24 protein-coding genes and 1 pseudogene are annotated in these 26296 nt (G+C 65.4%); 12 read left to right on the top strand and 13 right to left on the bottom strand.

The window, feature by feature from the left end; all coding sequences use genetic code 11:
- Positions 1–30: 30 nt before the first annotated feature.
- Together G6N55_RS25245 and G6N55_RS25240 are read right to left on the bottom strand one after the other, a co-directional pair.
- Positions 31–1653 carry a flavin-containing monooxygenase gene (locus G6N55_RS25245; protein ID WP_085220860.1) on the bottom strand — a complete coding sequence of 541 codons (1623 nt, stop codon included), beginning with the start codon at positions 1651–1653 and terminating at the stop codon, positions 31–33.
- Positions 1646–2110 carry a nuclear transport factor 2 family protein gene (locus tag G6N55_RS25240; protein WP_085220861.1) on the bottom strand — a complete coding sequence of 155 codons (465 nt, stop codon included), beginning with the start codon at positions 2108–2110 and terminating at the stop codon, positions 1646–1648. Before G6N55_RS25240 ends, G6N55_RS25245 begins: the two co-directional genes overlap by 8 nt.
- A gap of 96 nt (positions 2111–2206) precedes the next feature.
- Here G6N55_RS25240 and G6N55_RS25235 point away from each other — a divergent pair, with 96 nt between their 5' ends.
- The 5 genes from G6N55_RS25235 to G6N55_RS25215 are packed head-to-tail and all read left to right on the top strand — an operon-like array spanning position 2207 to position 6968.
- The gene (locus G6N55_RS25235; protein ID WP_085220862.1) at positions 2207–3199 is read left to right on the top strand and encodes a Rieske 2Fe-2S domain-containing protein; all 993 of its coding nucleotides are present in this window, start codon (positions 2207–2209) and stop codon (positions 3197–3199) included.
- Positions 3196–3843 carry a cysteine hydrolase gene (locus G6N55_RS25230; RefSeq protein WP_085220863.1) on the top strand — a complete coding sequence of 216 codons (648 nt, stop codon included), beginning with the start codon at positions 3196–3198 and terminating at the stop codon, positions 3841–3843. The genes G6N55_RS25235 and G6N55_RS25230 overlap by 4 nt, the downstream gene beginning before the upstream one ends.
- Complete coding sequence (locus G6N55_RS25225; RefSeq protein WP_232078829.1) at positions 3840–4469, top strand: PaaI family thioesterase; 630 nt, start codon at positions 3840–3842, stop codon at positions 4467–4469. Before G6N55_RS25230 ends, G6N55_RS25225 begins: the two co-directional genes overlap by 4 nt.
- Before the next feature lie 8 nt (positions 4470–4477).
- Positions 4478–6130, top strand: coding sequence for an acyl-CoA synthetase (locus G6N55_RS25220; protein ID WP_085220865.1), 1653 nt, complete (start codon positions 4478–4480; stop codon positions 6128–6130).
- Positions 6131–6140: 10 nt separating this feature from the next.
- On the top strand, positions 6141–6968 hold the full coding sequence (locus tag G6N55_RS25215) for an SDR family NAD(P)-dependent oxidoreductase (protein ID WP_085220866.1): 828 nt from the start codon (positions 6141–6143) through the stop codon (positions 6966–6968).
- Here the strand turns inward: G6N55_RS25215 and G6N55_RS25210 are convergent.
- Positions 6965–8401, bottom strand: coding sequence for a coniferyl aldehyde dehydrogenase (locus G6N55_RS25210; RefSeq protein WP_139826736.1), 1437 nt, complete (start codon positions 8399–8401; stop codon positions 6965–6967). The genes G6N55_RS25215 and G6N55_RS25210 overlap by 4 nt on opposite strands.
- Before the next feature lie 172 nt (positions 8402–8573).
- Here G6N55_RS25210 and G6N55_RS25205 point away from each other — a divergent pair, with 172 nt between their 5' ends.
- The 4 genes from G6N55_RS25205 to G6N55_RS25190 all read left to right on the top strand — a co-directional run bounded on the left by G6N55_RS25205 (position 8574) and on the right by G6N55_RS25190 (position 13445).
- The gene (locus G6N55_RS25205) at positions 8574–9779 is read left to right on the top strand and encodes a cytochrome P450 (protein ID WP_085220868.1); all 1206 of its coding nucleotides are present in this window, start codon (positions 8574–8576) and stop codon (positions 9777–9779) included.
- Between the two features lie 64 nt (positions 9780–9843).
- On the top strand, positions 9844–11061 hold the full coding sequence (locus G6N55_RS25200; protein WP_085221232.1) for a CaiB/BaiF CoA transferase family protein: 1218 nt from the start codon (positions 9844–9846) through the stop codon (positions 11059–11061).
- Positions 11058–12203, top strand: coding sequence for a thiolase family protein (locus G6N55_RS25195; protein ID WP_085220869.1), 1146 nt, complete (start codon positions 11058–11060; stop codon positions 12201–12203). The genes G6N55_RS25200 and G6N55_RS25195 overlap by 4 nt, the downstream gene beginning before the upstream one ends.
- Positions 12204–12215: 12 nt before the next feature.
- The gene (locus G6N55_RS25190) at positions 12216–13445 is read left to right on the top strand and encodes an amidohydrolase family protein (RefSeq protein ID WP_085220870.1); all 1230 of its coding nucleotides are present in this window, start codon (positions 12216–12218) and stop codon (positions 13443–13445) included.
- A 97-nt stretch (positions 13446–13542) separates the two neighbouring features.
- Here G6N55_RS25190 and G6N55_RS25185 read toward each other — a convergent pair whose 3' ends face one another.
- From G6N55_RS25185 to G6N55_RS25160, 6 genes are read right to left on the bottom strand one after another with little or no spacing between them, the layout of a single operon-like run.
- Entirely contained in the window at positions 13543–14736 is a 1194-nt protein-coding gene (locus tag G6N55_RS25185) for an acyl-CoA dehydrogenase family protein (RefSeq protein ID WP_085220871.1), read from the bottom strand.
- Between the two features lie 14 nt (positions 14737–14750).
- Positions 14751–15809, bottom strand: coding sequence for an acyl-CoA dehydrogenase family protein (locus tag G6N55_RS25180; protein WP_085220872.1), 1059 nt, complete (start codon positions 15807–15809; stop codon positions 14751–14753).
- Between the two features lie 20 nt (positions 15810–15829).
- Positions 15830–16660 carry an amidohydrolase family protein gene (locus G6N55_RS25175; protein ID WP_085220873.1) on the bottom strand — a complete coding sequence of 277 codons (831 nt, stop codon included), beginning with the start codon at positions 16658–16660 and terminating at the stop codon, positions 15830–15832.
- Entirely contained in the window at positions 16657–18312 is a 1656-nt protein-coding gene (locus G6N55_RS25170) for an acyl-CoA synthetase (protein ID WP_085220874.1), read from the bottom strand. Before G6N55_RS25170 ends, G6N55_RS25175 begins: the two co-directional genes overlap by 4 nt.
- A gap of 12 nt (positions 18313–18324) precedes the next feature.
- Positions 18325–19527, bottom strand: coding sequence for an amidohydrolase family protein (locus G6N55_RS25165; protein ID WP_085221233.1), 1203 nt, complete (start codon positions 19525–19527; stop codon positions 18325–18327).
- Positions 19528–19546: 19 nt separating this feature from the next.
- A complete protein-coding gene (locus tag G6N55_RS25160; protein WP_085221234.1) occupies positions 19547–20404 on the bottom strand; it encodes an enoyl-CoA hydratase in 858 nt (285 codons plus the stop codon).
- Between the two features lie 301 nt (positions 20405–20705).
- Between G6N55_RS25160 and G6N55_RS25155 the strand changes: the two are divergent.
- Positions 20706–20837: pseudogene (locus G6N55_RS25155) on the top strand (CsbD family protein); the annotation flags it as partial.
- A gap of 11 nt (positions 20838–20848) precedes the next feature.
- Here G6N55_RS25155 and G6N55_RS25150 read toward each other — a convergent pair.
- Positions 20849–21853: a dihydrodipicolinate synthase family protein gene (locus G6N55_RS25150; RefSeq protein WP_085220875.1), complete on the bottom strand. Its 1005-nt coding sequence runs from the start codon at positions 21851–21853 to the stop codon at positions 20849–20851.
- 34 nt (positions 21854–21887) lie between these two features.
- Entirely contained in the window at positions 21888–22685 is a 798-nt protein-coding gene (locus G6N55_RS25145; RefSeq protein WP_085220876.1) for an SDR family NAD(P)-dependent oxidoreductase, read from the bottom strand.
- A gap of 251 nt (positions 22686–22936) precedes the next feature.
- Between G6N55_RS25145 and G6N55_RS25140 the strand changes: the two genes are divergently transcribed.
- Positions 22937–23731: a TetR/AcrR family transcriptional regulator gene (locus G6N55_RS25140; protein WP_085220877.1), complete on the top strand. Its 795-nt coding sequence runs from the start codon at positions 22937–22939 to the stop codon at positions 23729–23731.
- A 15-nt stretch (positions 23732–23746) separates the two neighbouring features.
- On the opposite strand, the gene G6N55_RS25135 is transcribed toward G6N55_RS25140, so the two are convergent.
- Both G6N55_RS25135 and G6N55_RS25130 read right to left on the bottom strand, forming a co-directional pair.
- Complete coding sequence (locus G6N55_RS25135; protein WP_085220878.1) at positions 23747–24631, bottom strand: enoyl-CoA hydratase/isomerase family protein; 885 nt, start codon at positions 24629–24631, stop codon at positions 23747–23749.
- On the bottom strand, positions 24628–25314 hold the full coding sequence (locus tag G6N55_RS25130; protein ID WP_085220879.1) for a hotdog family protein: 687 nt from the start codon (positions 25312–25314) through the stop codon (positions 24628–24630). Before G6N55_RS25130 ends, G6N55_RS25135 begins: the two co-directional genes overlap by 4 nt.
- Positions 25315–25443: 129 nt before the next feature.
- Between G6N55_RS25130 and G6N55_RS25125 the strand changes: the two genes are divergently transcribed.
- Positions 25444–26265, top strand: a complete 822-nt coding sequence (locus tag G6N55_RS25125) for an enoyl-CoA hydratase/isomerase family protein (protein ID WP_085220880.1) — start codon at positions 25444–25446, stop codon at positions 26263–26265.
- Positions 26266–26296 lie beyond the last annotated feature (31 nt).

Raw genomic sequence — 26296 nt, 5'->3', positions numbered from 1 at the left:
GCCGCTCACCTTAAACCAGCCCCGAACCAATCAAGCCAACTTGAAACCGGCATATCCGCCGGCGGCGATTTCGTCGCAGCGGCGCCGATATTCGGGGATTCCACCGGTATAGCCCATGTACATCCGCTTCTTTCCGGGCACGTTGCCGCCGTTGTACCAGGAGTTGCAGGACGGGTGCACGAGCACCGTGGGAGCCACCAGCGCGGTGGTGTGCTCAATCCACTCGTGCTGTGCGGTACCCAGCGCCTCGATCGTGCGGATTCCGTTGTCGCGCAGGTACGCGATGCAATCGCCGATCCACTCCACATGTTGTTCCAGCGCGGCGACGAAGTTCGTGGCTGCGCTCGGGCTGCCCGGACCCTGGATGGTGAACAAGTTCGGGAAGCCGGCGACCGCCAGCCCCAGGTAGGACAGCGGCCCCTCGGTCGCCCAGAACTCGCCGAGCGACATCGCGTCGCGGCCCCGGATGTCGATGCGGCTCAGCGCACCGGTCATCGCGTCGAACCCGGTGGCGTAGACGATCACGTCGAGCTCGTAGTCATCGGTTTCGGTGCGGATGCCGTCCGGTGTTATCTCGCGAATCGGCGCCTTGCGCAGGTCGACGAGCGTCACGTTGTCGCGGTTGAACGTCTCGTAGTAGCCCTGGTCGATGATCGGCCGCTTGCACGCGAACGGATGCACGGGCACCAACGACGCGGCCGTCTGCGGATCCTTGACGATGCGGGCCACCGCCTCGCCGTAGAGCCGGGCGGCCATCCGATTGGCGTCGATGTCGAAGAAGATGTCGCTCCAGTTGAGCGCGCCCATCACGCCGTCCTCCTCGATCGCGCGCAATTGCTCCTCGCGCGAGGCCGACTTGATCGGCGGGCTGCTCAGCATTTCCAACAGCACGGAGAAGGCGCTCAGCCGCGCCGCCCCGATCGGGTGGGCGCGTTGGGCTTCCCGGATCTCGCCGTATCGGCCCTTCATCTCGTCCAGCTCGCCGGGTTCGAACCGGTGCACCCGCCAGGGCAGCGTATATGCGGGTGACCGCTGAAAGACGCAGAGCTGCAAGGCTTGTTGAGCAACGACGGGGATGAGCTGAACCCCGGTGGAGCCGGTGCCGATCACGCCGACCCGTTTTCCGGCGAGGTCGAAGCCGTCCTTGGGCCAGCGGCTGGTGAACAGCGACGCTCCGGCGAACGTCCGCATGCCGGGGATGTCGGGCTCCAGCGGCACCGACAGGATGCCGGAGGCCGCCACGACGAACGGGGCGACAAACGCCTTGCCGGTTTCGGTGCGCACCACCCACACCGCGGCCTCTTCGTCGAACTCCATCGCGACGACCTTGGTGTCAAACGCGATGTCGCGACGCAGGTCCAACCGGTCGGCGACGAAATTCAGGTACGCCTCGATCTCGGGCTGGGCGGGCATCGACTCCGTCCAGACCCATTCCTGCTGAATCTCTTCGGAGAAGCTGTAGGAGTACTCGATGCTTTCGATGTCGCATCGCGCGCCCGGATAGCGATTGAACAGCCAAGTGCCACCGACGTTTTCAGCCATCTCCAGCACCCGGGCGCGAAGTCCGAGCTGGCGCAGCCGATGCAGCATGTACAAGCCGGAGAACCCGGCACCGATCACCAGCGCGTCGAAGGAGGTGTCGGCTTCAGGCATCGTCTCCTCCCGTTATCCTCAGCATCGTTCGGGTCAGGTGCAGGGTCTTGATCCGCCAGGAGCCGTCGGCCTTCTCGTAGGTCTCGCGGTAGTGACCCGCGCCGTGCATCTCGCGGCCGTCACTGAAGACGAGCAGATCTTCCATCGCCCAGATGCCGGTGGCGGTGGTGGCCGAGGTGAGGGTCAGCTCCGGGGTGTGGCAATGGTGCATGGTGGCCACGCCCTCCAGGCCGCCCAGCACGGTCGGGACGAAGTTGTCGACGCCCTCGATCGGCGGTGCCGTCATCGGATCGGCGCCGCCGACGGAGACCGCCATGTCCAGGGTGACCACCACGTCGGCGGTGAACACGCCGCGCCAGGCCTCGACGTCTTTGGTGTCCAGAAAACGGCAGTACCGCGCCTTCAGTTTTCGGAGCTCTTCGAGCTCATCAGCCGCCGAGACAACCGCTTGCGTCATCACGCTCCCTGCCGCGCCCTGGACGAACTTCTGAGGACCTGCTGAAATCTATACTGTAACGGGCTTAGTATCTAGCAGAACTTGTGAGGAGCCGCCGTGAAAGTCCCGTTCACCTGGAAGGTCACCGGGTGGTTCATGGTCGGGTGGTCCCCGGAATTCCCCGTGGGCGAGGTTCGGCCGCTGCAGTACTTCGGCGAGGATCTGGTCGCCTATCGCGACGAGTCGGGTGCGCTGCACGTGCTGGAGGGGCATTGCAAACACCTCGGCGCCCATATCGGTCACGGCGGCAAGGTGGTCGGCGATTGCGTCGAGTGTCCGTTCCACGGTTGGCGCTGGGGTCCGGACGGCACCAACCGGTACATCCCCTACCAGCCGGACCGCCCCAACCGGGCGCTGCGGCTCAAGTCGTATCCCGTCCGGGAGCAATACGACTGCGTGTTCATCTGGCACCACCCGGACGGCAAGGAACCGCAGTGGGACATGCCGGACATCTTCCGAAAGTTCCCGCAGTTCGAGACGGATCCGGCGGGCTACTACCGGGCATATCCGGAGTTCTCCCGGCGCGCCGAGCGCGAGCCGGTGCATCCGCAGATCGTCGCGGAGAACGCCCCCGACAGCGCCCATTTCGAGTACGTCCACCACGCGACGGTGACGCCCCGGGTGCTGGACTGGAAGATCGTCGACCAGGAATGGCAATTCATCGCGGGCTGGCCGGATGCGCGCAGCGACAATCCCGACGATCTCGCATTACGGTTCCACAGCCACTTATTCGGCCTCGGCGGGGCGATCAGCGTCTTCGAGGGCGCGCAGAATCATCGGCTGATTTTCACCTGCACGCCGGTCGACGACGAATGCTCGGACCTGTTCTATTCGATCTGGTGGCCGCGCATCCCGGGCGATGACTCCGACGTGCCGGAGGGCAAACTGCGCAACCTGATCGAAAAGCAATTCCTGTCCACCGTCTTCGACGACCTGGAAATCTGGCGCTACCAGAAGTACGTCGAACATCCGGCATTGTCCAAGGTCGACGCGAAAGGCTATATGGCACTGCGAAAATGGGCGACGCAGTTCTACGACGTTCCGGCATGAGCGCGCAACTCGCCGACGTCCTCGAGCCCGGGCGCACCGCGATCGTCGCCCAGGAGTGCCAGGGCGCGGTCATCGGCCCGGATGCCGGGCTGGCCATGCTCGCCGAGGAAGCCCGCCGCGTCGCGCTGCCCAACATCGTGCGGCTGTTGCCGGCGGCGCGGGCGGCCGGCGTGCCGATCGTGCATTGCTTGGTGCAGCGCCGCCCCGACGGGCTGGGGTCCAACCACAACGCCAAGATCTTCACGATGAGTCGCGGCCCCGGGAAAGGAGGAGTCGACATCACCCCGGGCACGCCGGGAGCCGAGGTGCTTCCCGAATTGGGACCCGACCCAAGCGATCTGGTGCTGCGCAGATGGCACGGCGTGGGACCGATGGGCGGCACCGACCTGGATGCGGTGCTGCGCAACCTCGGGGTTTCCACGATTGTCGTGGTCGGCGTCTCGCTGAACATCGCGATCCCCAACCTCGTGATGGATGCGGTCAACGCCGCCTATCGCGTCGTCGTCCCCGCCGACGCCGTGGCGGGCATCCCCACCGAGTACGGTGCCGCGATTATCGCCAACACGCTGTCGCTGCTGGCGACGATCACCACCACCGACGATCTGCTCCAGGTATGGCAGCAGCAGGCCAAAGGAGCCCAGTGACCGACACCGCCGACACCGCCCCCGGAACCCGCGGCGGGTTCCCGCAAATCTCGCCGGTCGAAAACGCGCCGCCCGAACTGGGCCGATTCGCTGCCGCGATGCGACGTTTGCAGGATCTGACGGTGTCCACCAACCCGGACGGCTCGATCTGGGCGAGCGCGGCGCAGCACGTCGAAAACGCCTGCGCCCTGCTCAACGGCCACCAGGCTCCGGAGCACGTGACACCCGCCGGCCGCGTCCTCGAGCTGCCCGGGCTGGGCCATCCACTGCTACCGCCGTGGACGCTGACGGAATCCGGGCCCGACGGCGTCACGATGCAAGGGCACTTCACCCGGTCTCACGTGGGCGGCAACAACGCCGTGCATGGCGGCATGATCCCGCTGTTCTACGACTGGCTGTTCGGCATGGTGGTGTCCACCGCGGGCATTCGCCCGACCCGCACCGCCTACCTGCACGTCGACTACCGCAAGATCACTCCCATCGACGAACCATTGATCGCGAAAGGCCGCATCAGCGATACCGACGGCCGGAAAGTCTTCATCTCCTCGACGATGACATCGGCCGACGGATCGCTACTCAGCGAAGCCAACGGGCTGATGGTGCGTCTGCTACCCCACCAGCCGTGAGAGGTACAATGTCTGACACCGCAACACAATTCACGGTCCCGGCCGTCGCCACTGCCGTCGCGGCCACGATCGGCGACCGAGAGCTGCTGATTCAGGGCGATCAGAGGTTCAGCTACGCGCAGACCATCGAGCGGTCCAACCGGCTCGCGGCGTATCTGCACTCCCGGGGCCTTGGCTGCCACACCGAGCGCTCCGGCCTTGGCGGCCACGAAGTGGGCCAGGACCTGCTCGGCCTATACGCCTACAACGGAAACGAATTCGTCGAGTCGTTGCTCGGCGCTTTCGCGGCCCGCGTCGCCCCGTTCAACGTCAACTTCCGCTACGTCAAGAGCGAGCTGCAATATCTGCTCGCGGATTCCGGTGCGACCGCCCTGGTCTACCACGCGGCGTTCGCGCCACGGGTCGCCGAAGTCCTGCCCGACCTGCCGAAGCTACGGGTGCTGATCCAGATCGCCGACGACTCCGGCAACGACTTGGTGCACGGCGCAGTCGATTACGACACCATCATCAGATCCAGTCCGTCCCAGCCGCCGCCGGTACAGCACTCCCCCGACGACTTGTACGTCCTGTACACCGGTGGCACCACGGGAATGCCGAAGGGCGTGCTGTGGCGACAGCACGACATCTTCATGACATCGTTCGGTGGACGCAATCTGATGACCGGCGAGCCCGCCGGCTCGGTCGACGAGATCGTCGAACGAGTCGCCGCCAGCACCCCCACCAAGTTGATGATCTTGCCGCCGCTGATCCACGGCGCGGCGCAGTGGGGCGTGATGACCGCCCTGACCACCGGGCAATCCGTCGTCTTCCCTTCCGTCGTCGACCATTTGGATGCCGACGACGTGGTGCGCACGATCGAGCGGGAGCGGGTATCGGTGGTGTCGGTGGTCGGCGACGCGATGGCCCGTCCGTTGCTCGCCGCCGTCGAGAAGGGTATCGCCGACGTGTCGTCGCTGATCGCGATCGCCAACGGCGGCGCCCTGCTGACCCCATATGTCAAGCAGCGCTTGATCGAAGCGCTACCGAATGCCGTCGTCATCGACGGTGTCGGATCCTCCGAAACCGGGGCGCAGATGCATCACATGTCGGCGTCCGGCGCGGTGTCTACCGGAACGTTCAACGCGGGCCCGGATGTCTTCGTGGCGGCCGAGGATCTGTCGTCCATCCTGCCGCCGGGACACGACGGGATCGGCTGGCTGGCCCAACGCGGTTACATTCCGCTCGGCTACAAGGGCGATGCGGCCAAGACCGCGGCGACCTTTCCGGTCATCGACGGTGTGCGGTACGCGGTTCCGGGTGATCGGGCGCGCCACCGCGAGGACGCCAGCATCGAGTTGCTGGGCCGCGATTCGGTGACGATCAATTCCGGCGGCGAGAAGATCTTCGTCGAGGAGGTCGAAACCGCGATCGCGTCGCATCCCGCGGTGGCCGACGTGGTGGTCACGGGACGGCCCAGCGAACGTTGGGGCCAGGAGGTCGTCGCCGTCGTCGCGCTGGCCGAAGGGGCGCACGCCGACGCCGACGAGCTGGTGACGCATGCCGCGCAATCGTTGGCTCGCTACAAACTTCCGAAGGCGATCGTCTTCCGCCCCGTCATCGAGCGCAGCCCGTCCGGCAAGGCCGATTACCGTTGGGCGCGCGAGCAAGCCGAGAGCGACTAGGGGCAACGAGATGAAATATCGGAATCGTGTCGCCGTGGTCACCGGTGCCGGGTCGGGAATCGGGCGCGCCCTGACCTACGCGCTGACGCAGGATGGGGCACACGTCGCGGCATCCGACATCGACAAGGCGAATCTGGCCGAAACACAGGCGATGTGCCGGTCCGGGCAGGTGACCACGTATCAGGTCGATGTCGCCGACCGCGACGCGGTGTGCGGGCATGCCGAAGACGTCCGCCGCGACCTCGGGCCCGCCTCGATGCTGTTCAACAACGCCGGGGTCGACCTGTTCGCCAGCGTGGCCGACATGTCCTGGAAGGACTTCGACTGGCTGATCGGCATCAACATCGGTGGCGTAGTGAGCGGGACGAAGGCCTTCCTGCCGCAGCTGATCGAATCCGGAACCACCGATCGGCCCGCCCGGTTGGTCAACCTGTCCAGCGCGTTCGGCCTGATCGCGGTGCCCTACCAAGGCGCCTACAGCACTTCGAAATTCGCGGTGCGCGGCTTCACCGAGGCGCTGCGCCAGGAGATGATCATGGAACGCCACCCGGTGACCGTGCATTGCGTGCACCCCGGTGTGGTGCGCACCAACTTCGGGGCGAACATGCGCACCGCGGCGACCGAGGATCCCGAGCAGGCGGCGAAGTACTTCAGCCGGTTGGCGCTCACGTCGCCGGAGAAGGCCGCCCGGGCCATCCTGCGCGGGGCCGAGAAAAACCGCGCCCGGATTCTGATCGGGCCCGACGGGCGGGTGATGGCGGCGATGCCGCGGCTGCTCGGTGTCGGATACGCCGACCTGATGGCGCGCGCCGCACGGCTGAATCCCAACGCCCGCTAGGCGCGCGGTGCGCCCTTGAGCCGGCGGCGGGTACGCGCCCGCGTCATGCGCATCATGGCGTCGGCGTATATCCGCATCGGTTTGCCGAACGGCGGGGCGGCGCTTCCGGTGACGCTGAACGGCAGATCGCTGCCCACCACCGACCGGTGATGGCTGAACGCGTCGAAGCCGGCCTTGCCGTGATACGCGCCCATCCCGCTGCGTCCCACGCCGCCGAACGGCGCGGCCGACGGAATCATCTGCGCGGCAAAGTCGTTGCGGGCGACGCCGCCGCTGCGGGTGTTGTTCAAGAAGTTTCGGAAGTCGGTGTCGTCGGGCCCATACCAGTAGGCCACCAGCGGCGCCGGCCGCTGGTTGATGTAGTCGATGGCCTCGCCCAGCCGCGAATATCCCTTGACCACCAGGACCGGGCCGAAGATCTCTTCGTTGGCGATCTTCATGGTGTCGTCGACATCGCGGACGATGGTGGGTGCGATCTTGCGGGAAGCGCGGTCGGGCAGGAGCTCCCCTTCCGGCGCAACGGTTTCCACGGTGGCGCCGTTGGCACGCGCGTCTTCGATCAGGCCGACGACCCGGTCGAAATTCGCCTGATTCACACTCGAGCAGTAGTCGCCGTTGGCGATGATGGTTCCGAACATTCCGCGCAGCGTCTCCCGGGCGGCGCCGACGAACGTGTCGATCTGATCGTCGGGGACGAAGACATAGTCGGGGCACACGCAGACCTGTCCCCCGTTGACCATGCGGCCCTGCGCGATCCGGGCGGCGGACCGACGAATGTCGGCGCCGGGTGCGACGACGACGGGGTTCTTGCCGCCGAGCTCCAGCGTCACCGGCACCAGGTTCTGCGCGGCCGCCCGCTGCACCAACGCGCCGACCGCCGGCGAACCGGTGAAGAACAGGTGATCGAACGGCAGCGTCGAGAAGATCGCCGCGACCTCCGGACCGCCGGTGACGATGTCGAGTTCGTCGGAGTCGAAGTAGTTCGGTGCAGTCGCCTTCATCAGCTCGGCGGTCTGCGAGGTGACCTCCGACATCTTGATCATCACCCGGTTGCCCGCGGCGAACGCGGTCGCGGCAGGCAGGATCACGAGATTGAGCGGGAAGTTCCACGGACCGATGATGCCGACCACTCCCAGCGGCGAGGGCTGGACCTCGGCGCGCAGCCCGAACAATCCCGCGGCGCGCATCAGCTTGGTCGCCCGCATCCATTGCGCAACATGAGATCTCGTGTGCTCGATCACCGAGATCATGCCGATCACCTCGGTGAACAACGTTGCCGCCTTGGACCGGGTGCCGAAATCGGTGGCCATCGCGTCGACGAATGCGTCGGTGTTGTCGAGGACGAGCGCCATCAGCCGGTCGATCCGGTTGCGTCGCAGCGCCACGGACGGCGGCCCGTCGGCGATGAAGGCTTGACGCTGCCGGGCCAGGATCGCGCCCAGAGCGGCTCGCTGCTGTTCGACCGTGCTGTCGGCGCGTTCATCGAGTGTGCTCATGGTGACCTCGTCAGACCGGGGCACGGGAAGCCCATATTGTCTACTGTAATAATTACAGTACGATCTTACGTAACGACCGTCCGTCCGCGCGCAAATGCTGGAGATTTAGGTGACGACCAACGTTCACACCGCCGGCACCGGCGACCAAACCGTCGATCTGCGCAACCCCTATCCGTACTTCGCGCACAAGCGTCGTCAGTCCGGCGTCTTCCGCGGGACGGTGATGGATTACACCAAGACCCCCGAGTCCCTGTTGCCCAAGAACGAGTACTCGGCGGTGTCGTTCAACGCGGTCAACACGGTGTTCCGGGACGGGCGGGTGTTCAGCTCCAAGCCCTACGACAAGACGATCGGCCTGTTCATGGGTCCGACCATCCTGGCGATGGAGGGCAAGCAGCATCGTGAACATCGCAACCTGGTGTCGGCGGCATTCAAGTCCAGGGCGCTGGCCCGCTGGGAGCCCGAGATCGTCCGCCCGATCTGCAACGCGCTGATCGACGAATTCATCGCTACCGGAACCGCCGACCTGGTCCGCAACTACACCTTCGAATTCCCGACCCGCGTGATCGCCCGGCTGCTGGGATTGCCGGACGAAGATCTGCCGATGTTCCGCAAGCGCGCGGTGCAGTTGATCAGCTACCACGTCAACTACGAGAAGGCGTTCGAGGCGTCGGCGGCGTTGAAGGATTACTTCGTCGAACAGATCGACAATCGCAAATCCCAACCCACCGAGGACATCATCGGCGATCTGGTGACCGCCGAGATCGATGGCGAAAAGCTAAGCGACGAGGCCATCTACTCGTTCCTGCGGCTGCTGCTGCCCGCCGGGCTGGAAACCACCTACCGGTCCTCGGGAAATCTGCTGTACCTGCTGCTCACCCATCCCGAGCAGTTCGCCGCGGTACAAGCCGATCGCGACCTGATCGCCCCGGCGATCGAGGAGGGCCTGCGCTTCGAGACGCCGCTGACCACCGTGCAGCGGTTCACCACCGAGGACACCGAACTGGAAGGCGTGGCGATTCCGGCGCGCTCCGTGATCGGGGTGTGCGTCGGCTCCGCCAATCGCGACGAGGCGCGCTGGCAACGATCGGAGGAGTTCGACATCTTCCGAAAGTCCACGCCGCACATCTCCTTCGCCGCGGGCGAGCACACCTGCCTGGGACTGCACCTGGCGCGGCTGGAAACCCGTGTCGCGCTCGAATGTCTGCTGAACCGGTTGACCGACATCAACCTGCTCACCGACGACGACCCGCACATCTTCGGACAACCCTTCCGCTCGCCGACGGCCCTTCCGGTGACGTTCGGGGCCAAGTAGCGTCCGCGGTTAGGAAACGTCCGGTGCGAAGAAGACGGAGTTGGTGGGAGAAATGGTCAAGGTAATGCAGGGCTTTCGGGTCCTCGAGGTTGCGCAGTTCACCTTCGTCCCCGCGGCGGGCGCGATTCTGGCCGACTGGGGCGCCGACGTGATCAAGGTCGAACACCCGCTGCGCGGCGACACGCAACGCGGCTTCCTCAACATGGGTGGCATTCAGGTCAACCCGGACCGCCATCCGCTGATGGAACATCCCAACCGCGGCAAGCGCAGCGTCGGCATCGACGTCTCCACGCCGGGCGGCCAGGAGGTGATCTACGAACTCGCCAAGACCTCCGATGTGTTTCTGACCAACTACAAACCGGCGCAGCGCCAAGCGCACAAGTTCGACGTCGAGCACATTCGCGCGGTGAACCCGAACATCATCTACGCCCGGGGTTCGGCCTACGGGGACAAGGGCCCCGAGCGCAATGTCGGCGGCTACGACGGGACGGCGTTCTGGACGCGCAGCGGCATCGGCTATGCGTTGACGCCCGAGGAGTTGGGCGGCGCACTGGGACAAGGCATTCCCGCGTTCGGCGATTCCATCGGCGGCATGTTCATCGCCGGCGGTATCTCGGCCGCGCTATTGCACCGCGAGCGTACCGGGGAGGCGGTCGAACTCGACGTGTCGCTGTTGAGCACGGCCTGGTGGGCCGCGGGCGCCAGCATGACGCAGGGTATGGAGACCGGAGAGGTCATGCGCACGCCGATGCCGGGTTCCGCGTCGGCGATCTCGGTGAATCCGTTCATGGGCAACTACGAGACATCCGACGGCGGCACGATCAATCTCTGCATCATCAGCCCGACCGGCCTGATCCGCGACACCTTCGAGCATCTCGGCATCCCCGAAGCCGCCGACGATGAGCGCTTCTCCGAGGTGCTGCCGTTGATTCAGAACGCCAACGCGGCCGCCGAGCTGATCGCGAAAGCGTTCGCCGCCAAACCCTTTGAGTATTGGCGCCAGCACCTGAAGACGATGAAGGGCCAGTGGGCACCGTTCCAGAGCCTGATCGACCTGGCCAGCGATGAGCAGGCCATCGCCAACGACATGATCGCCGAAGTCGAGGTCGCCGCGGGTGGTGCACCGTTCAAGGTCGTGCGCGGGCCGGTCCAGTTCAACCACGAGCCGCTGGAAACCACCCGGGCGCCCCAGGCCTCCGAGCACACCGAGATCGTCTTGATGGAGATCGGCATGGATTGGGACCGCATCGAAGAACTCAAGAACGCAGGAGCCATTGCATGAATGACGTGGCGATCATCGGGGTCGGCCTACACCCGTTCGGCCGATTCGAGGGCAAATCGGCCATGCAGATGGGCGTCGACGCCATCCTCGCCGCGGTCGCCGACGCCGGTATCGCTTGGCAGGATGTCCAATTCGCCACCGGGGGCAGCTGGACGGTCGCCAACCCGGACGCGATCGTCGGCATGGTCGGGCTCACCGGCATCCCGTTCACCAATGTGTTCAACGCGTGCGCGACGGCCGCCAGTGCCGTCAAGGCCTGCGCGGACGGAATCCGGTTGGGCGACTACGACATCGGCATCGCGATCGGCTTGGACAAGCATCCGCGCGGGGCGTTCACCGAGGACCCGGCGCTGGTGGGCATGCCGAGCTGGTATGCGGAGAACGGGCAATATCTGACCACGCAGTTCTTCGGCATGAAGGCGAACCGCTACCTGCACGACCACAACATCTCCCAGGAGACGCTGGCCAAGGTTGCGGCCAAGAACTTCCGCAATGGAGCCTTGAACCCGAACGCATTTCGCCGCAAGCCCATCTCCGAGGAGAACATCCTCAACTCGACGATGCTCAATTATCCGCTGACCCAATACATGTTCTGCGCACCCGACGAAGGCGCCGCGGCGGCGGTGATGTGCAGGGCCGACATCGCGCACCGCTATACGTCGGCGCCTGTCTATCTGCGGGCGGTGGAAGTCCGTACCCGGCGTTACGGCGCCTACGAGGTCAACACCACCTGTGCTCCGGTCGAAGAAGATGTGGCACCAACGGTTTACGCCGCCCGCTCCGCATTCGAGAAGGCCGGCGTGGCCCCCGCCGACGTCGATGTGATCCAGTTGCAGGACACCGACGCCGGTGCCGAGATCATCCACATGGCCGAGTGCGGGTTCTGCGAGCACGGCGACCAGGAGAAGCTGCTGGCCGACGGCGCCACCGAGATCAACGGCCCGATGCCGGTCAACACCGACGGCGGGCTGATCGCCAACGGCGAACCCATCGGCGCCTCCGGGCTGCGGCAGATCCACGAGATCGTGCGCCAACTCCGCGGTGAGGCGGGTGATCGCCAGGTGCCCGGGAATCCGAAGGTGGGCTTCACCCAGCTGTACGGCGCCCCCGGCACCGCCGCGGCGACCATCCTCACGACCTGACGGGACCATTCGATGGCTCAGTTCACCCAGGTGCCGATTTTCGACGCCGACCAGCACATGTACGAAACCCCGGAATCGTTGACGAAATATCTTCCGGAGAAGTACGCGCGGTCCGTCCAGTTCGCCCAGATCGGGCGTCAGACCCGAATCATCATCAACAACAAGGTCTCTGACTTCATCCCGAACCCGACGTTCGAACGCGTCGCCGCGCCGGGTGCGCACGAAAAGTTCTTCGCCGGTAAGAACTCCGAGGGGCTCACGCTGCGCGAGATGCAGGGCAACGCGATCGCGGCGCCGGCCGCGACGCGCAATCCCGAAGACCGAATCGCCGAACTCGACCGCCAGGGCGTCGTCGAGGCACTCAACTACCCCACGCTGGCCAGCCTGGTCGAGCACTCGTCGGCCGATGATCCCGAATTGACGCTGGCGATCATCCACGCGCTGAACCAGTGGATGCTCGAACACTGGACCTACAACTACCGAAACCGGGTGTTCTCCACACCGATCGTCAATCTGTCCGAGGTCGACGCCGCCCAGCGCGAACTGGAGTACCTGCTGGACAACGATGTTCGGGCCGCATTGATCAAACCCGGACCGGTGAACGGGATTCACGGCTGGCGCTCACCGGCGCTGCCCGAGTTCGATCCCTTCTGGCGTGACGTCGAGTCCGCCGGGTTACCGATCGTGTTGCACGCCAGCTACCCGCCGCTGGACGATTACGTCGCCAGGTGGGAACCTCCGCACACCCAGAATTTCATGACTCAGAGCGCATTTCGCTGGATGACGTTGGGCCACCGCGAAATTGCGGACATGATCACCAGCCTGATTTGTCACGGCACGCTGACCCGATTCCCCAAGCTGCGCATCGCCAGCGTCGAGAACGGCAGCTCGTGGATCTTCCCGCTGTTCAACGACTTTGCCGACCTGTACAAGAAGATGCCGCAGAACTTCCCCGAGCATCCGCACGACGTGTTCCGGCGAAACATCTGGGTCAGCCCGTTCTGGGAGGGCTGCGTGGCCGACGTCGTCGACACCGTGGGCTGGGACCGGGTGCTGTTCGGCTCCGACTACCCGCATCCCGAGGGGCTCGCCGAGCCGAAGGGTTTCTGGAAATACGCCGACGACATGGACGAACGGCGTACCTATGACTTCATGGGCGACAATGCGCGCCGCTTCATGGGGCTGCCGATCGCCAACCCAGATCCTAACGCCGCCAAGCCCCCGGCACTCGCCGGCGCCTGAACGGCGACGGACGCCACCTTTCGCCGAGCGTGCACTGATGGCGGCGACACGCCGGAAAACACCGCCATCAGTGCACGTTCGGCGCAGGATGCGGAAATTACGAGACCTTCTTGACCGGCGGTGAGTAGTTGGGCTTGCCCAGCCCGAGCGTGTACTGGCCGATCATGTTGCGGAACACCTCAAGGGTGCCGCCGTAGATTCCGACCAAAGGCGCGAAACGGTAGACATATTCGGCGCTGCCGTCATCGGCGGCCCCGTCGGTGCCGAACGGCAGGGTCGACGCCGCCCCGTGGATGTCCATCAGGTCCGGGGAGATGTCACGCATCGTCTGGGCGATGGCCACCCGCCCGTAGATGTTCGGGGACGACAACGCCGCCTCCAACCGGGCGACGCTGCGGCCCAGCCGATACGCGACCGAATCATCGTCGACAAGCTTGCGCCCGTTGGGATCCGGCCGGATCACGGCCGCCACGGCCTGGTCGACCGCCGTCGCCATCGAACCGGCCTGGTGCATCATGATCGAGGTGTCCTGCAAGCCGTCGGGTGCGGCCGCGACCGCGCCGTGTTCGGTGTTGAGCGGCTCGCGCAGCACCGTCCAGCCCGCGTTCACATCACCCAGCCGGTACTTGTCGTCGACGCGGACATCGCTGTAGTACACGATGTTGGTCCGGTCGCCGTCCACGGTGCGGATGCCCTGGATCTCGATGCCGGGTGAGTCCAACGGAACCAGGAACATGGTCAGGCTCTTGTGCTTTGGTGCATCCGGCGCGGTGTTGGTGATCAAGAACACGTACTGGCAGTTGTGCGCACCGGTGGTGAACATCTTCGAGCCGTTGATCACCCAGCCATCGCCGTCGCGGACCGCACGGGTTTTGCAGGTGGCGACATCGGAGCCACCCTCGGGTTCGGTGTAGCCGAGACACAGCCGAACCTCACCGCTGAAGACCTTCGGCATCACCTCGTCCTGCAGCTCGGCCGAACCGAATTTCGCGACCGATCGCGCCACCATGGCGGTCGTCCCCCACGTCACCCACGGCACCTGCGCGCGGCGTTTCTCCAGCTCGTAGATGCGCCGGCGCACCCGGGTGAATCCACCATCGGATTCCGGTTTCCATTCGCGCGCCAGATAACCCGCTGCGCCCAAAGCCAGGTGCACGCCCTCGTCGAAGTTGTCACCGGTCTCGCGGTCGCGCCGCAGAACGTCCTCGGTCACATGGGTTTTCAAGAAGCCGCGCAATTCCTCACGAAAAGCCGCATCGTCCTCCGATAGCTCCACCCGGGAGAAGTCCATGTCTTGCTCCTGTCCTAGACGGCCGCGGCCGCACTCTCACGTGCGGTCACGATCTCGGCGACCCGCTTCGCGGTGGTACCCGGATCACCGGCGGCCAGCGGCCATCCGCGGGCTCGCACCAAGTAGGCCGTTGCGGCGGCTTCGGCCGAAACACCAAGTCCGCCTTGGATGTGCACGGCCATCGTCGCCGCCTTGGCGGCTTCCTCGGCCATGAACACGAACGCCGACGGCGCCAACTCGGCTCGTTCGCCGGGTTCGTTGTCCAGGAACCAGGCCGCCCGCCGGGCCAGGTTGCGCCCGCCCTGCACGGTAATGGCCATGTTGGCCAGCGGATGCGAAATGGCCTGCAGCGTCGAGATCGGGACGCCTAATGTGTAGCGGGTCTTGGAGAATTCGGCCGCGATCGTCATGGTCTCCTCGACCAGGCCCACCAGTGCCGACGCGGTCAGCAATCGCCATTCGTCGAGCGCGAGTTCGTAGCTCGCCAGCGCCTCGGCCCCCTGCGCGACGACGGTGCGGGTGTCGGCATTGGCCGGATCGACCCAGGCCATCGGCAGCCGGCCGAGGTTGTCGACCTTGGTCGGCCGGGTCCCGAACGTCAGGCGCACCACCTCGTCGCCGTCGCGGACGATGATGTGGTCGGCGATTGATCCGGTCGGGATCAGGCGGACGCCCGGTGCGCCGTCGAGGCGCGCATCGATCCCCGCAAGCTGTTCCCCGTCGGCGATGCCGGCGGTGTCGGCGCCGATCGCCCCGAGGCGACCCAGCAGCCGCGCGGCGCACACATGATCGACCCACGGAACCGGCGCGAGCGAGCGCCCGATCTCCTCGGCCACCAGCGTGAGGTCGACGAGCGTCGCCCCGTCACCGCCGCAGGACTCGGGCAGGGCCATCGTGGTCGCACCCATCGCACACAGGCGCTCCCACAGGTTCTTGTCGAACCCGGAAGGCTCTGCGGCGCGGACCGTTTCGATGGAACAGTGGGTCTTGAAGAATTGCTTGTACGCATTCTGCAGATCCACATGGTGATCGGACAGACTGTAGTCCAGTCTGCGCAGCTCGAAGCGGTCCATCTCAGTGCTCCTGTCGTATCTCAGGCTCGGTCGCCGAAGAAGAACTCTTGTGCGTTGTTGTACAGGTAGTTGTCCAGTACCTCGGTGGGCAGGTCCAGCGCGCGGGCTTCGGGCAGCACTCGACGCATTCGCAACACCGGCCAGTCCGACGCGTAGATGACCTTGTTCGGGCCGCGGGTGCGCATGTAGTGCAGCAGGCTTTCCGGCAGCCGCTTGGGCGACCAGGCCGAGGTCATCAGTCGAAGGTTCGCGTATTTGAGCAGCAGCCGGATCGCGATGTCCCACCATGGATCTGCGCCGTGGATCATGCACAGCTTGAGTTCCGGAAACCGCACGCACACCCGGTCCAGGTGGATGGGGTTCTGTACCTCGCCGGGGATCGGGGGCCCCGGAATACCGGTGTTCACGCACAGCGGCAAGCCCAGCTCCGCGCACTTGGCGTACAGCGGGTAGTAGACGGCATCGCTGGGCGGGTACTGGCCATCACCCCAAAAGCTCGGTCCCACTACGGCATACACGACCGGAAGGTCGCGCACGACGGCGGTCAGTTCGCGCAACGGCCCCACCGGACGCAGCAGGTTGACGCCGCCCATCGCCAGCGCGAATCGGTCCGGCTTGGCCCCGACGAACTTGCGCGCGGTGGTCGACGGGCTGGCGAGATTGTCCATCAGGATGGCTTTCTGCACGCCCTGTTCGTCCATCTCATCGAGCAGCTCGGACAGGTCGACCGGCGCGAACATCGACTGTGGGCCCTTGAAGTAGTCGTCACGGACCTTGAGCATCCAGGTGGGCTGGGAGTCGACCTCGCCGAAGTGCACGTTGATCAGGCAGTCAATCGCTTTATCGGTCATGCGGATCCTTCCGCATCGGCGCCGGCCAGTGCGGTAGCCGGGAGCTGGTCTGCGGCAGCTTGTTTAGCCCAGCGGTAGTTCGGTTTGCCATTGCCGAGCCGCTGGATCTGCTCCACCAGCAGGATCGCCTTGGGCGCTTTGAAGTGGGCCAGCTGCGACTTGCACAGGGCTGCGAGCTCGGCTTCTTCGACGACACCGGCATCCGGCTGCAGCTCGACCAGCGCGACGATTTCCTGGCCCCACCGCTCGCTGGGCCGCCCCACCACCAACGCGTCGGCGACGCCGGGGTGGGTACGCAGCACCTCTTCAACCTCTTCGACGAAAACCTTTTCACCGCCGGTGTTCACCACCAGCGAATCGCGTCCGTACAGGCGCAGGGTGCCGTCGGATTCGATGCTCGCCCGGTCGCCGGGAATCACCACCCGCGTACCGTCGATCTCCGGGAAGGTGCGCTCGGTGGCCTCGGCGTCGTCGAAGTAGCCCAATGGGATCCGGCCGCTGCGCGCCACCCAGCCGATCTCGGGATCACCTGGCTGCAGGAACCGGGTGCGATCCTCCGACACCACCGCTCCGCCCTCGCGTAACACGAAAGTCTCACTCTGCGTGCCGCGTTGACTGTGCCCGAACCCCATGTTCCCGGATTCCGACGAGCCGTAGCCGTCGATGACGGTGACCTGCGGCAACTTTTCCATCAACGCGCGCTTGAACTTTGGATTCGTCGCGGCACCGCCGGTGCCGATCCCGTTCAGCGACGACAAGTCGTAGCTACCTCGTTGCAACTCGGCGACCAGCGGGCCGGCATAGGCGTCGCCAACCATCGTCATCATGCCGACCCGTTCGCGCTCGGCGGTCTGCCACACCGAGCGCACGTCGAGTTTGCCCTGCCCGTCATAGAGCACGGCCGTGAACCCGTTCATGATCGCCGAGAAGGCGGTCCACATGCCGGCGGCATGCATCAGCGGCGAGACCGCGAACCACGCCTGCCCGCCCCCGCGCACCTTGGCGTGGATCTCCTCGACACTGGCGTGGTCGGCACCGACCATCGACGCCACGTACATGTCGCTTTGCCGCCACAACACTCCCTTGGGACGGCCGGTGGTCCCGCCGGTGCACATCATGATCAGGTCGTCGGGCGATCCCGGCGCCGGACTTGCCGAACCGCCTTGCGCCAGCGCATCATCCAGCGATACCGCACCCGGCAGTTCGGCGGCGCCGCTGCCGTCGTCGATCGAGATCAGCAGCTCGGCACCGTCCGACGGCAGCACCTCTGCACACCGCGCACCGAGCGAGGAGTGATAGATGATGCCGCGGGGCCGCACGTAGGAGAACAGCTCGGCGATCTCCCGCGGCGAATAGCTGTAGTTCACATTGACCGGGACCACCCGGGCTTTCAGACACGCGATCACCGCGTCCGGGTACAGGTCGTTGTACATCAGCAGCGCGACCCGGTCCTGACCGCATTCCCAGCGGTTCAGCGTGTCCCGCTCGCGGTGCGCGCCGAAGCCGTTGGCGTTCAAGAAGTTCGCCAACCCGTTGGTTCGGCTCGCGGACTCGGCGAAGGTGCTGCGCCGCGCTCCGCATACCGTCATCACGCGGTCGCCGATGACGTCGGCGATCGCGTCGAAAGCCGCTCCGACGGTCCATTCACTCACTGGCCGGGCCGCCTAAGCCGCCACTGCGGCTTTGGCACCGAGAAGCTCTAACGCGTTGTCGCGCATGATCTTTCGGATATCCGACTCGCTGAAGGCGGTGAGTTCCCCGGTGAACGACACCGGCGACTCGAGGCCTTCACCGTGTGGCCAGTCGGAGCCGAACAGGATCTTGTCGACGCCGATGACCTCGGCCAGCTCCGGCAGGTCGTCCTCATAGTACGGGGCGATCCACACGTTGTTGCGTAGCTGCTCGACCGGATCCTCGGGGAAGTCACGCGGCTGGGTGTTGGCCGCCTTCTTGAGGCGCTTGACGAGCCGATGCACGAAGTAGGAACCGTTTTCGATGCTGACCGCCTTCAGTTTCGGATGGCGGGTGAACACACCATGCACGATCATCGAGGCCATCGTGTCGTGGATCGCGCGGTCATCGAGCAGCACGTTGTCCAGCGGATCCTTGGCGCCGAACCCTTCGAAGGTCGCCTTGCCGCCCCACGCCGCCGCGATGTGCAGATAACCGCTGTCGGACAGGTGGAATCCCACCGGTACCCCCGCCTCCGCCAGCCGGGCCCAGACGGGGTCGTGGCTGGGATGACCCAAGGACCGCGGCTTGACCAAGCCCGGCACCGGCGCCGGACGCACCAGCACCAGCTTGGCGCCGCGGGCCAACACGAAGTCGACCTCTTCGAGCGCCTTGGCCGGATCGGCCAGCGAGATGATCGGCGCTGCGATGATGCGGCGGTCGGGACGGTCGAAACCCCAGTCCTCGTCGAGCCACAGGTTGAAGGCGTGCACCGACGCCATCGTCGCGTCGATGTCGTGCTTGAGTGCCTCCTCGACCCCACACCCGAACGTCGGCAGCATGAACACCGTTTCGATGTCCTGGGTGTCCATCACCGTGATGCGGGCGTCGCGATTCTGGTACTCGGGGTGCTCGGTGAGCCGCTCGACCTTCATCAGCGAGGCCGGGTCGACGCCTTCGGGAATCTCGCCGCGGAACAACAGATCCAGGCAGCCCGGCACGATGATCGGATCGAAGGTGGGGTTGGGGACGAAGTGGTTGACCCGGCCCCCGATCACGGCCAAGGTGCGCTTGCCTTGGGTGACCATCTGCACGCCGCGCGTCTTGAACGCCTTGTCGAGGTGCCGGGTGAAGGCGTCCAGCGGTTCGTAGTAGTGGTTGTCGACGTCAATCGCCTTGTAGCTCAAGCTGTTCATGATCATCCCTTCGGAGGTACTAGCCGTCTGTTGGGCGCAGCGACGGAAACTGCGGCGGCCGCTTTTCGAGGAAGCTGGTGATCCCTTCGATGACGTCCGGCCGCGACATCGCCTCGTGCACCAGGACTTCGGACCGGCTGTTCGCGTCCACGACATCGCGGATGTCGTCGCCGTAGACCTGCCGTTTGATCACCGCCATCGATGCCGGCGAGCAATTGGCCGCCATGTCCTCGGCGTACTCCAGCACACGCTTCATCAGGTCGTCGGCCGCCACGACCTCCTTGACCAGCCCGAGCTCGGCGGCCTCCTCGGCAAGAAAGGTGCGTGCACTCAGCAGCAGATCGAGCGCGATGCCCATGCTGGTCAACCGGGGAAGGATCCACGAGATACCGAATTCGGCGATCAGGCCCCGGCGAGCGAACACGGCGCCGAACTTGGCCCCCGCGGCGGCGAACCGGACGTCGCACATCAGCGCCTGGGTCAGGCCGATGCCGACGCACGCACCGTTGATGGCCGCGATGACCGGCTTGCGCAGCGTGGTGACAAAATGCGGCGGTCGTTCACCGACCAGGTCGGCGAGATTCGTCTGCCCGGCCTGCTCCATCGATTCGCCGACCTTGGCCGCCCCGCCCGGCGCGCCCAAATACGCACCGGCGCAGAACCCTCGGCCCCGACCGGTCAGCACGATCACCCGGACGGCGGGATCGGATTCGGCGCGGTCGACGGCGGCGTAGAACCCGGCCGCGATGTCGGGACCCCACGCGTTGAGGCGATCCGGCCGGTTGAACGTCAGGATTGCGACGCCGGTCTCCGTGGCCTCGTAGAGCACCGCGTCGTCAGCTTGGGGGTCCTGGGAGGCACCGTCGCTGCCGGACATCTTCCGCGGCACCTCCTCATGCTTTTGACTACGGATTTCGGTGGGCTTTGTACCCATACTGTATACCTATCGGTACTGCATTCCACAACCGTCCCCGCGGCACCGTGAACCCAGGCCAAACGGCGAATTTCACCGATATGAGCCGCAGTCCGGGAGGCCACCGGAGTCGGGTCGACGTCGCACACTGTGGCGAGGGCCACGGTCCAATCGTGGTTTCCCGCGTCGGCCGGCAGGGAAGGCCGGGGGAGCAGGGAAGGAAAGGTAGTGGAGGCAGCCACCAGGCAGCGGGAGGGAATCGCCAATGCTCGACACCGTCAAGGGCGTCGTCATCGACGTCGTCGGCAAGGCCACGGAAGCGGTCGGCACCGTCGCGGGCCGCAACGACTGGATCCGGCAGGGGCAAGCGCAGCAGGACAGGGCCGAGGCGCTGCGCAAGGGCTTTGACTAGTCGATGAGCCCGAGCCGGCGGTACGCCGTCTCCATTTGGGCCTTGGCCTCGGCGGGCAGCTCCGCCTGCGGAGGCCGGGAATGCGGGTAGTCACCGATCGGCAGGCCCAACAAGGATGCGGCGTACTTGAACGCCCCGCCCCAGTGGGTGAAGTAATCGGATCGGCCCGGGTAGCAGGTCCACCAAGACCCGATGTCCAGATCGAATTGGTCCATGCCGGATTCGCGCCCGTAGTCCATTGCCTCGAGCAGCTTGTCGTTGAGTATCAGGTCCCAATACTCGGAGAACTGCCGCCGCTGCGGCGTTTCGAAAAGATAACCAGCGGTGCCCAATTGGGCCGGGCAGACGATCCCCGCCCGCAACCACCCGGCGCGATACACCGTCCTGTCGCATTCCCATACCGCCAGGCCGGGCGCTAATTCGTGCAGCCGGCGGCTGGCCTCGGGACGGAAGGCGCCCTCCTTGGTGGCGCACACCGCGGGTACCTCGTCGTAGATCCGGGCGCTTTCGGCCGGGGTCAACACATACCCCGAGGACGGCGAATTGAACATCCCCAGTGCGATATCCGTACGCGCAGCAATGTATTTGAAGAAGCGCAACACGCCTTCGCCCCCGTGGGCCTCCATCATCGGCGTCTGGATGTAGGCGATATCGGCGCCCGCCTGCTGGGCGTGCCGCGTCAGATCCAGACAATCCTTGGGCGCCATGGCGGCCGTACAGGCCTGGATCACGACGTCGGGGTTGATGGCGCGCGCCTCCTCGATCGCCACTTCCAGCAAGCGTTTCCGCTCGTCGATAGTCAGCGACCAGAACTCGGCGATTCCGCTGGTGCACCACAACATCGGGTGCCCGAGATCACCGACGCAGTAACGCACCAGCGTCCGGTAGGCATCCCAGTCGATGTCATCGCCGTCGGTGCCGCAGAACGGGGTATAGAGGGAGTCACCGATTCCCCGCAATGCTCCGCGCGCCCAGGTACGCGCCTGCGCAGCTGTCGCCACAGTTCACTCCTTTTGTCGGCCAAGCGATTTGAGATCAGGTGAAGTCTGAGCCACCGTCGACGTTGATGTTGGCGCCGGTCATGTAGGAGTTGCGCCGCGACGCGAGGAACGCGACAACGGGCCCGATCTCTTCGGGCAGCCCGGCTCGCGGCATGTGTGCCGGATGGCCAAAGTGCTTGTCGATGGCCTCCATCAGGCGATAGGGGTCGTTGCCGTCGACGCCGACCGAGTCGGCCCAGCCGACGAGCGACTCGGACGCGATGCTGCCCGGTGACACCACGTTGACCAGGATCTCGTCTTTGGCCAGCAACAAGGACAGGTTCTTCGAGACGCTCGTCAGCATCGACTTGGCCGCCGTGTAGGCGGGCAGCATGACACTTTGCCGCTGTGTCGAATGCGCCGAGAAGTTGACGACGCGTGCCCACTGGGCCTTGCGCAGCAGCGGAAGCGCCGAACGCACGCAGCGCACCATCCCCATCACGCCGTCTTCGACGGACTGACGCCACTGGTCGTCGGTGAGGTTTTCGAAGCTGCCCGCCGCTCCCGGGCCGACCGTGTTGATCAGTACGTTGAGTTCGCCGTTCCATCGGGCGGAGATCTCGGCGAATACCTTGTCCACCGCCGCGGCGTCACCGATGTCGGCCGCGAATCCCAGGGCGTCCGGGCTGCCACGGCCGGTGAGATCGGTCACCGCGCTATCGATGCAGGCTTGAGTTCGGCCGACCACCGCCACCCGGGCACCGTCTTCGGCGAGGCAACGGGACGCGGCCAAACCCATGCCGCGGCTACCTCCGACAACTACTGCTGTCGCATTCGCCAGGCCTAGATCCATGGTGATATCCGCGGCCCTCGCGGCGAGGCAGCCAATGGCGTGCGTCCGGTCATCTTTGCCCGTCCAGCCGTATATATCAAAAAGCCTACGATAGGTATTACAGTAGCAGATGAAAAAGCGTACGAGAGCCCGGTTGACGGTCATACCCGAATGGCGACACGCCTACATATACGCAGGTAGGAGCATATCTGCCGGTAGTTTGATTCAATCGGTGGCACGGTTGGAAAACCGTACGCTCAGGATACATTTTGATGGAGGTGCCCGTAGTGGCAAAGCAGGCAACCGCTGATAAGCGTCAACGACGCGAACGCGGGTCCATCAACCCCGACGACATCATCAGTGGCGCATTCGAACTCGCCGAGCAGGTGTCGATCGATAACCTCAGCATGCCGCTGCTCGGCAAACACCTCGGCGTCGGCGTTACCAGCATCTACTGGTATTTCCGCAAGAAGGACGACTTGCTCAACGCGATGACCGACCGCGCCCTGAGCAAGTATGTGTTCGCCACGCCCTATGTCGAAGCCAGCGACTGGCGCGAAACCCTGCGCAACCACGCGCGCTCGATGCGTAAGACGTTCATGGGCAACCCAATTCTGTGCGACCTGATTTTGATTCGCGCCGCGCTGAGTCCCAAGGCGGCCCGCCTGGGCGCGCTCGAGATGGAGAAGGCGATCTCCAACCTGGTCGAGGCCGGCCTCACCCCCGAAGATGCCTTTGACACCTACTCGGCGGTTTCGGTGCACGTCCGCGGCTCGGTGGTACTGCAGCGGCTCTACGAAAAGAACCAGTCCTCCGACGTCGGCCCGCGCGCCATCGAGGATGCCGTTGCCATCGACCCCGAAAAGACCCCGCTGCTCGCCCAGGTAAGCCGGATAGGTCACCGGATCGGCGCACCGGATGAAACCAATTTCGAGTACGGCCTCACCTGCATCCTCGACCACGCCAACCGGTTGATCGACGAGGGATCAAAAGCCAAGTCGACGACATCGCGGCCGCGCAAGGCGACGAAACCATCCTCGCGGCCCAAGACGACCGCGAACCACTAGGCACGAATCCGGTTGCTAGGCTTCCGGTTCCGGCACATGGAAGTGCTCGTCGCGTAACCGGAATGCTTCCTTGGTGCCGTGTTGGGCTCGAGTCTTGACGAAGTTGAACTCGTCGGGCCCGAACTGCAGGTTGGTGCCGAAGGCGTGGAAAAGATAGCTCGCGACTTCCTCACCGTTGTACGCCTGGCTCTGCTCGACCAGGCGGAACGCCTCCTTGGCGATGACGACCCCGTCGGCGGGCATCTTCGCCGCCTTCTCGGCCCAGTACCGGGCGCGCGCGGTCACGGCGCCGGGATCGCATGTCTCGGTGAAGATTCCAAGATGTTCGAGCTCGCCCGCTTCGATCACGTCACCGGTCAACAGCAGCCGCCGGGCCAGCACCGGCCCCAACCGGTGGAAGAACATGTGCAGGCTGCCCAGCGCCGGCCCCAGGAAACGCGTCGCCGGCATGCCGACCTTCGTGTCGCGCGCGATCACCGAGATGTCGGTCATCAGCGCCATCTCGAAGCCACCGCCCAGGGCGTAGCCGGAGATCTCCCCCACCGTCACCTTCGGAAAGCCCATGAAGTTGTGATAGAAGCTAAATGACTTGCGGTCCACCGTAAGTCGTCTGCGCTGGCTGGGTCGCCGCTTGGCCGCATCGGGCGCCTTGGACTTGTCGCCATACCAGCCGTATGCGTTGTTCATGTCGGCCCCGGTGGAAAAGACCCCCTCGGCTCCGCGCAGCAGCACCACGGTCAGATCGTCGTCGTCGGCCACCCGATCCAGGCAGCGGCCGACGGCCTCACGCATGCCGGCGTCGTAGGAGTTGCGCTGCTTTGGATTGTTCAGCGTGATCGTCGCGATTCTCTTGCCCGCATCGATCTCGAAAAGCACGCGATCGTCGTTCGAGGCAGTCATGTCGCGGATTCCTTTCGCCGCCTGCCGAATCGGTATCCGCTCAGCTTGTCCGACTGCGACGCCAGGGTATTGACCTCGCCGATGCACAGCACGTCGTCGCCGAGCAACAGCCGCGCCGTCGACGCGATGCCGCGTTCGTCCTGCGACCGGGCGATGTCGAAACGCAGCTCGGTCAACAGCGGCGTGGGCCGACGAAACGTGACCTGTAGGGATCGCGTCTTGCCGGACAGCCCCATCACGCAACTGTGATGCTGGATCACGCAGTCGAAAAACACGGACAGGAAGCCGCCGTGTACCAGTCCCGGCGGCCCTTCGTAGACGAGTGGGAACACGACCCGACCGGTGGCCGTGTCGGCGTCGAGGTGATCGAACGAGTACTCGGGAAACGACGGGTTGTAGGCGCCGATGTCGGTGGCGTGGTTGAGATAGACCCGGCGCGGGTCTGGGGAATCCCCGTCGACCTCGCCGATGCGGGGCGCGCTGTCCGGCGAAGCCACCGACGCCAGTTCGCCTTCCCACTCGCCGAACTTCGCCAGCATCGCATCGACGGTCGGGTGCGGATGTTCCAGCGAGAGCAGCAGGGAACTCAGCCGCCGCATCGCACCGGCGGCCGCCACGGTCTGGGCCAGGGGCGCCTCGCCGAATTTCGCGTCATCGGCGCGTACCGGTGTGCGATCGGGCATGCGACCCCCTTTCACCGGGTTCGACCCGGTTGTTCCGTCGGCTGCGTTTCCTTGATAACTTATACAGCGTATCAATCGAATTGCCTACTGTATGGGTAACCGTAGCGCTGAGAAAGGCCGGATCCGACGGTGAGTCACGACGCCGATGCGGCCGACGCCGAGGGGTCGGTGACAGCATGCCGGGAGGGCGCGATCCTGCGACTCACCCTGGACCGCCCTCAGCGGCGTAATTCGTTGACCCACTTGATGATCGAGACGATGGTCCGCGTGCTGACCGAGGCCGCCGCCGACGACTCGTTGCGCGCGATCCATCTGCGCGGCGCCGGGCAAGACTTCTGCTCGGGCGCCGACTGGGTGGCCACCAACAGCGCCGGCGGACCGCGCCCGCGCGCGGGCGAGCTGGTGCGCCGGATCCCGCACGCCGCGCACCGGGTGATCGAACTGGTGCACACCATCCAGCTCCCGGTGGTGTGCACCGTGCGGGGCTGGGCGGTCGGGATGGGCTGCAATCTCGCTCTGGCCGCGGACTTTGCCGTGGCGGCCCGCGATGCGGTGTTCTGGGAGCCGTTCATCGAACGGGGATTCAGCCCCGATTCGGGCGCGAGCTGGCTGCTCCCCCGCCTGGCCGGGGTGGCGCGGGCCCGGCGCATGCTGCTGCTCGGCGAGAAGGTGAGCGGGGCCGACGCGGCCGACTGGGGGTTGATTCACCAGGCCGCGGACCCGGCCGAGCTCGACGGCGCCGTCGAGCAGTTGCTGGCGCGACTCGCCGAAGGGCCAACCGTGGCAATCGGACTGGCCAAGCAGGCCCTGAATCACGGCCTGCAGGCGTCGCTGAGCCAGTCCATGAGTCAGGAGCTGTTCAATCTGGAACTGTCCTGTCGGACAAAAGATTTCAAAGAAGGCCTGGAAGCCTTCCGGCAACGGCGCACGCCCAAATTCGACGGACGCTGACCGGCTAGGCTTTCGGTCGTACCGGTATGAA

It is taken from the genome of Mycobacterium florentinum, assembly GCF_010730355.1.
GTDB classification, from domain to species: domain Bacteria; phylum Actinomycetota; class Actinomycetes; order Mycobacteriales; family Mycobacteriaceae; genus Mycobacterium; species Mycobacterium florentinum.
Note: the sequence above shows the minus strand (reverse complement) of the source record. Positions and strands in the feature narration are given on the sequence as shown.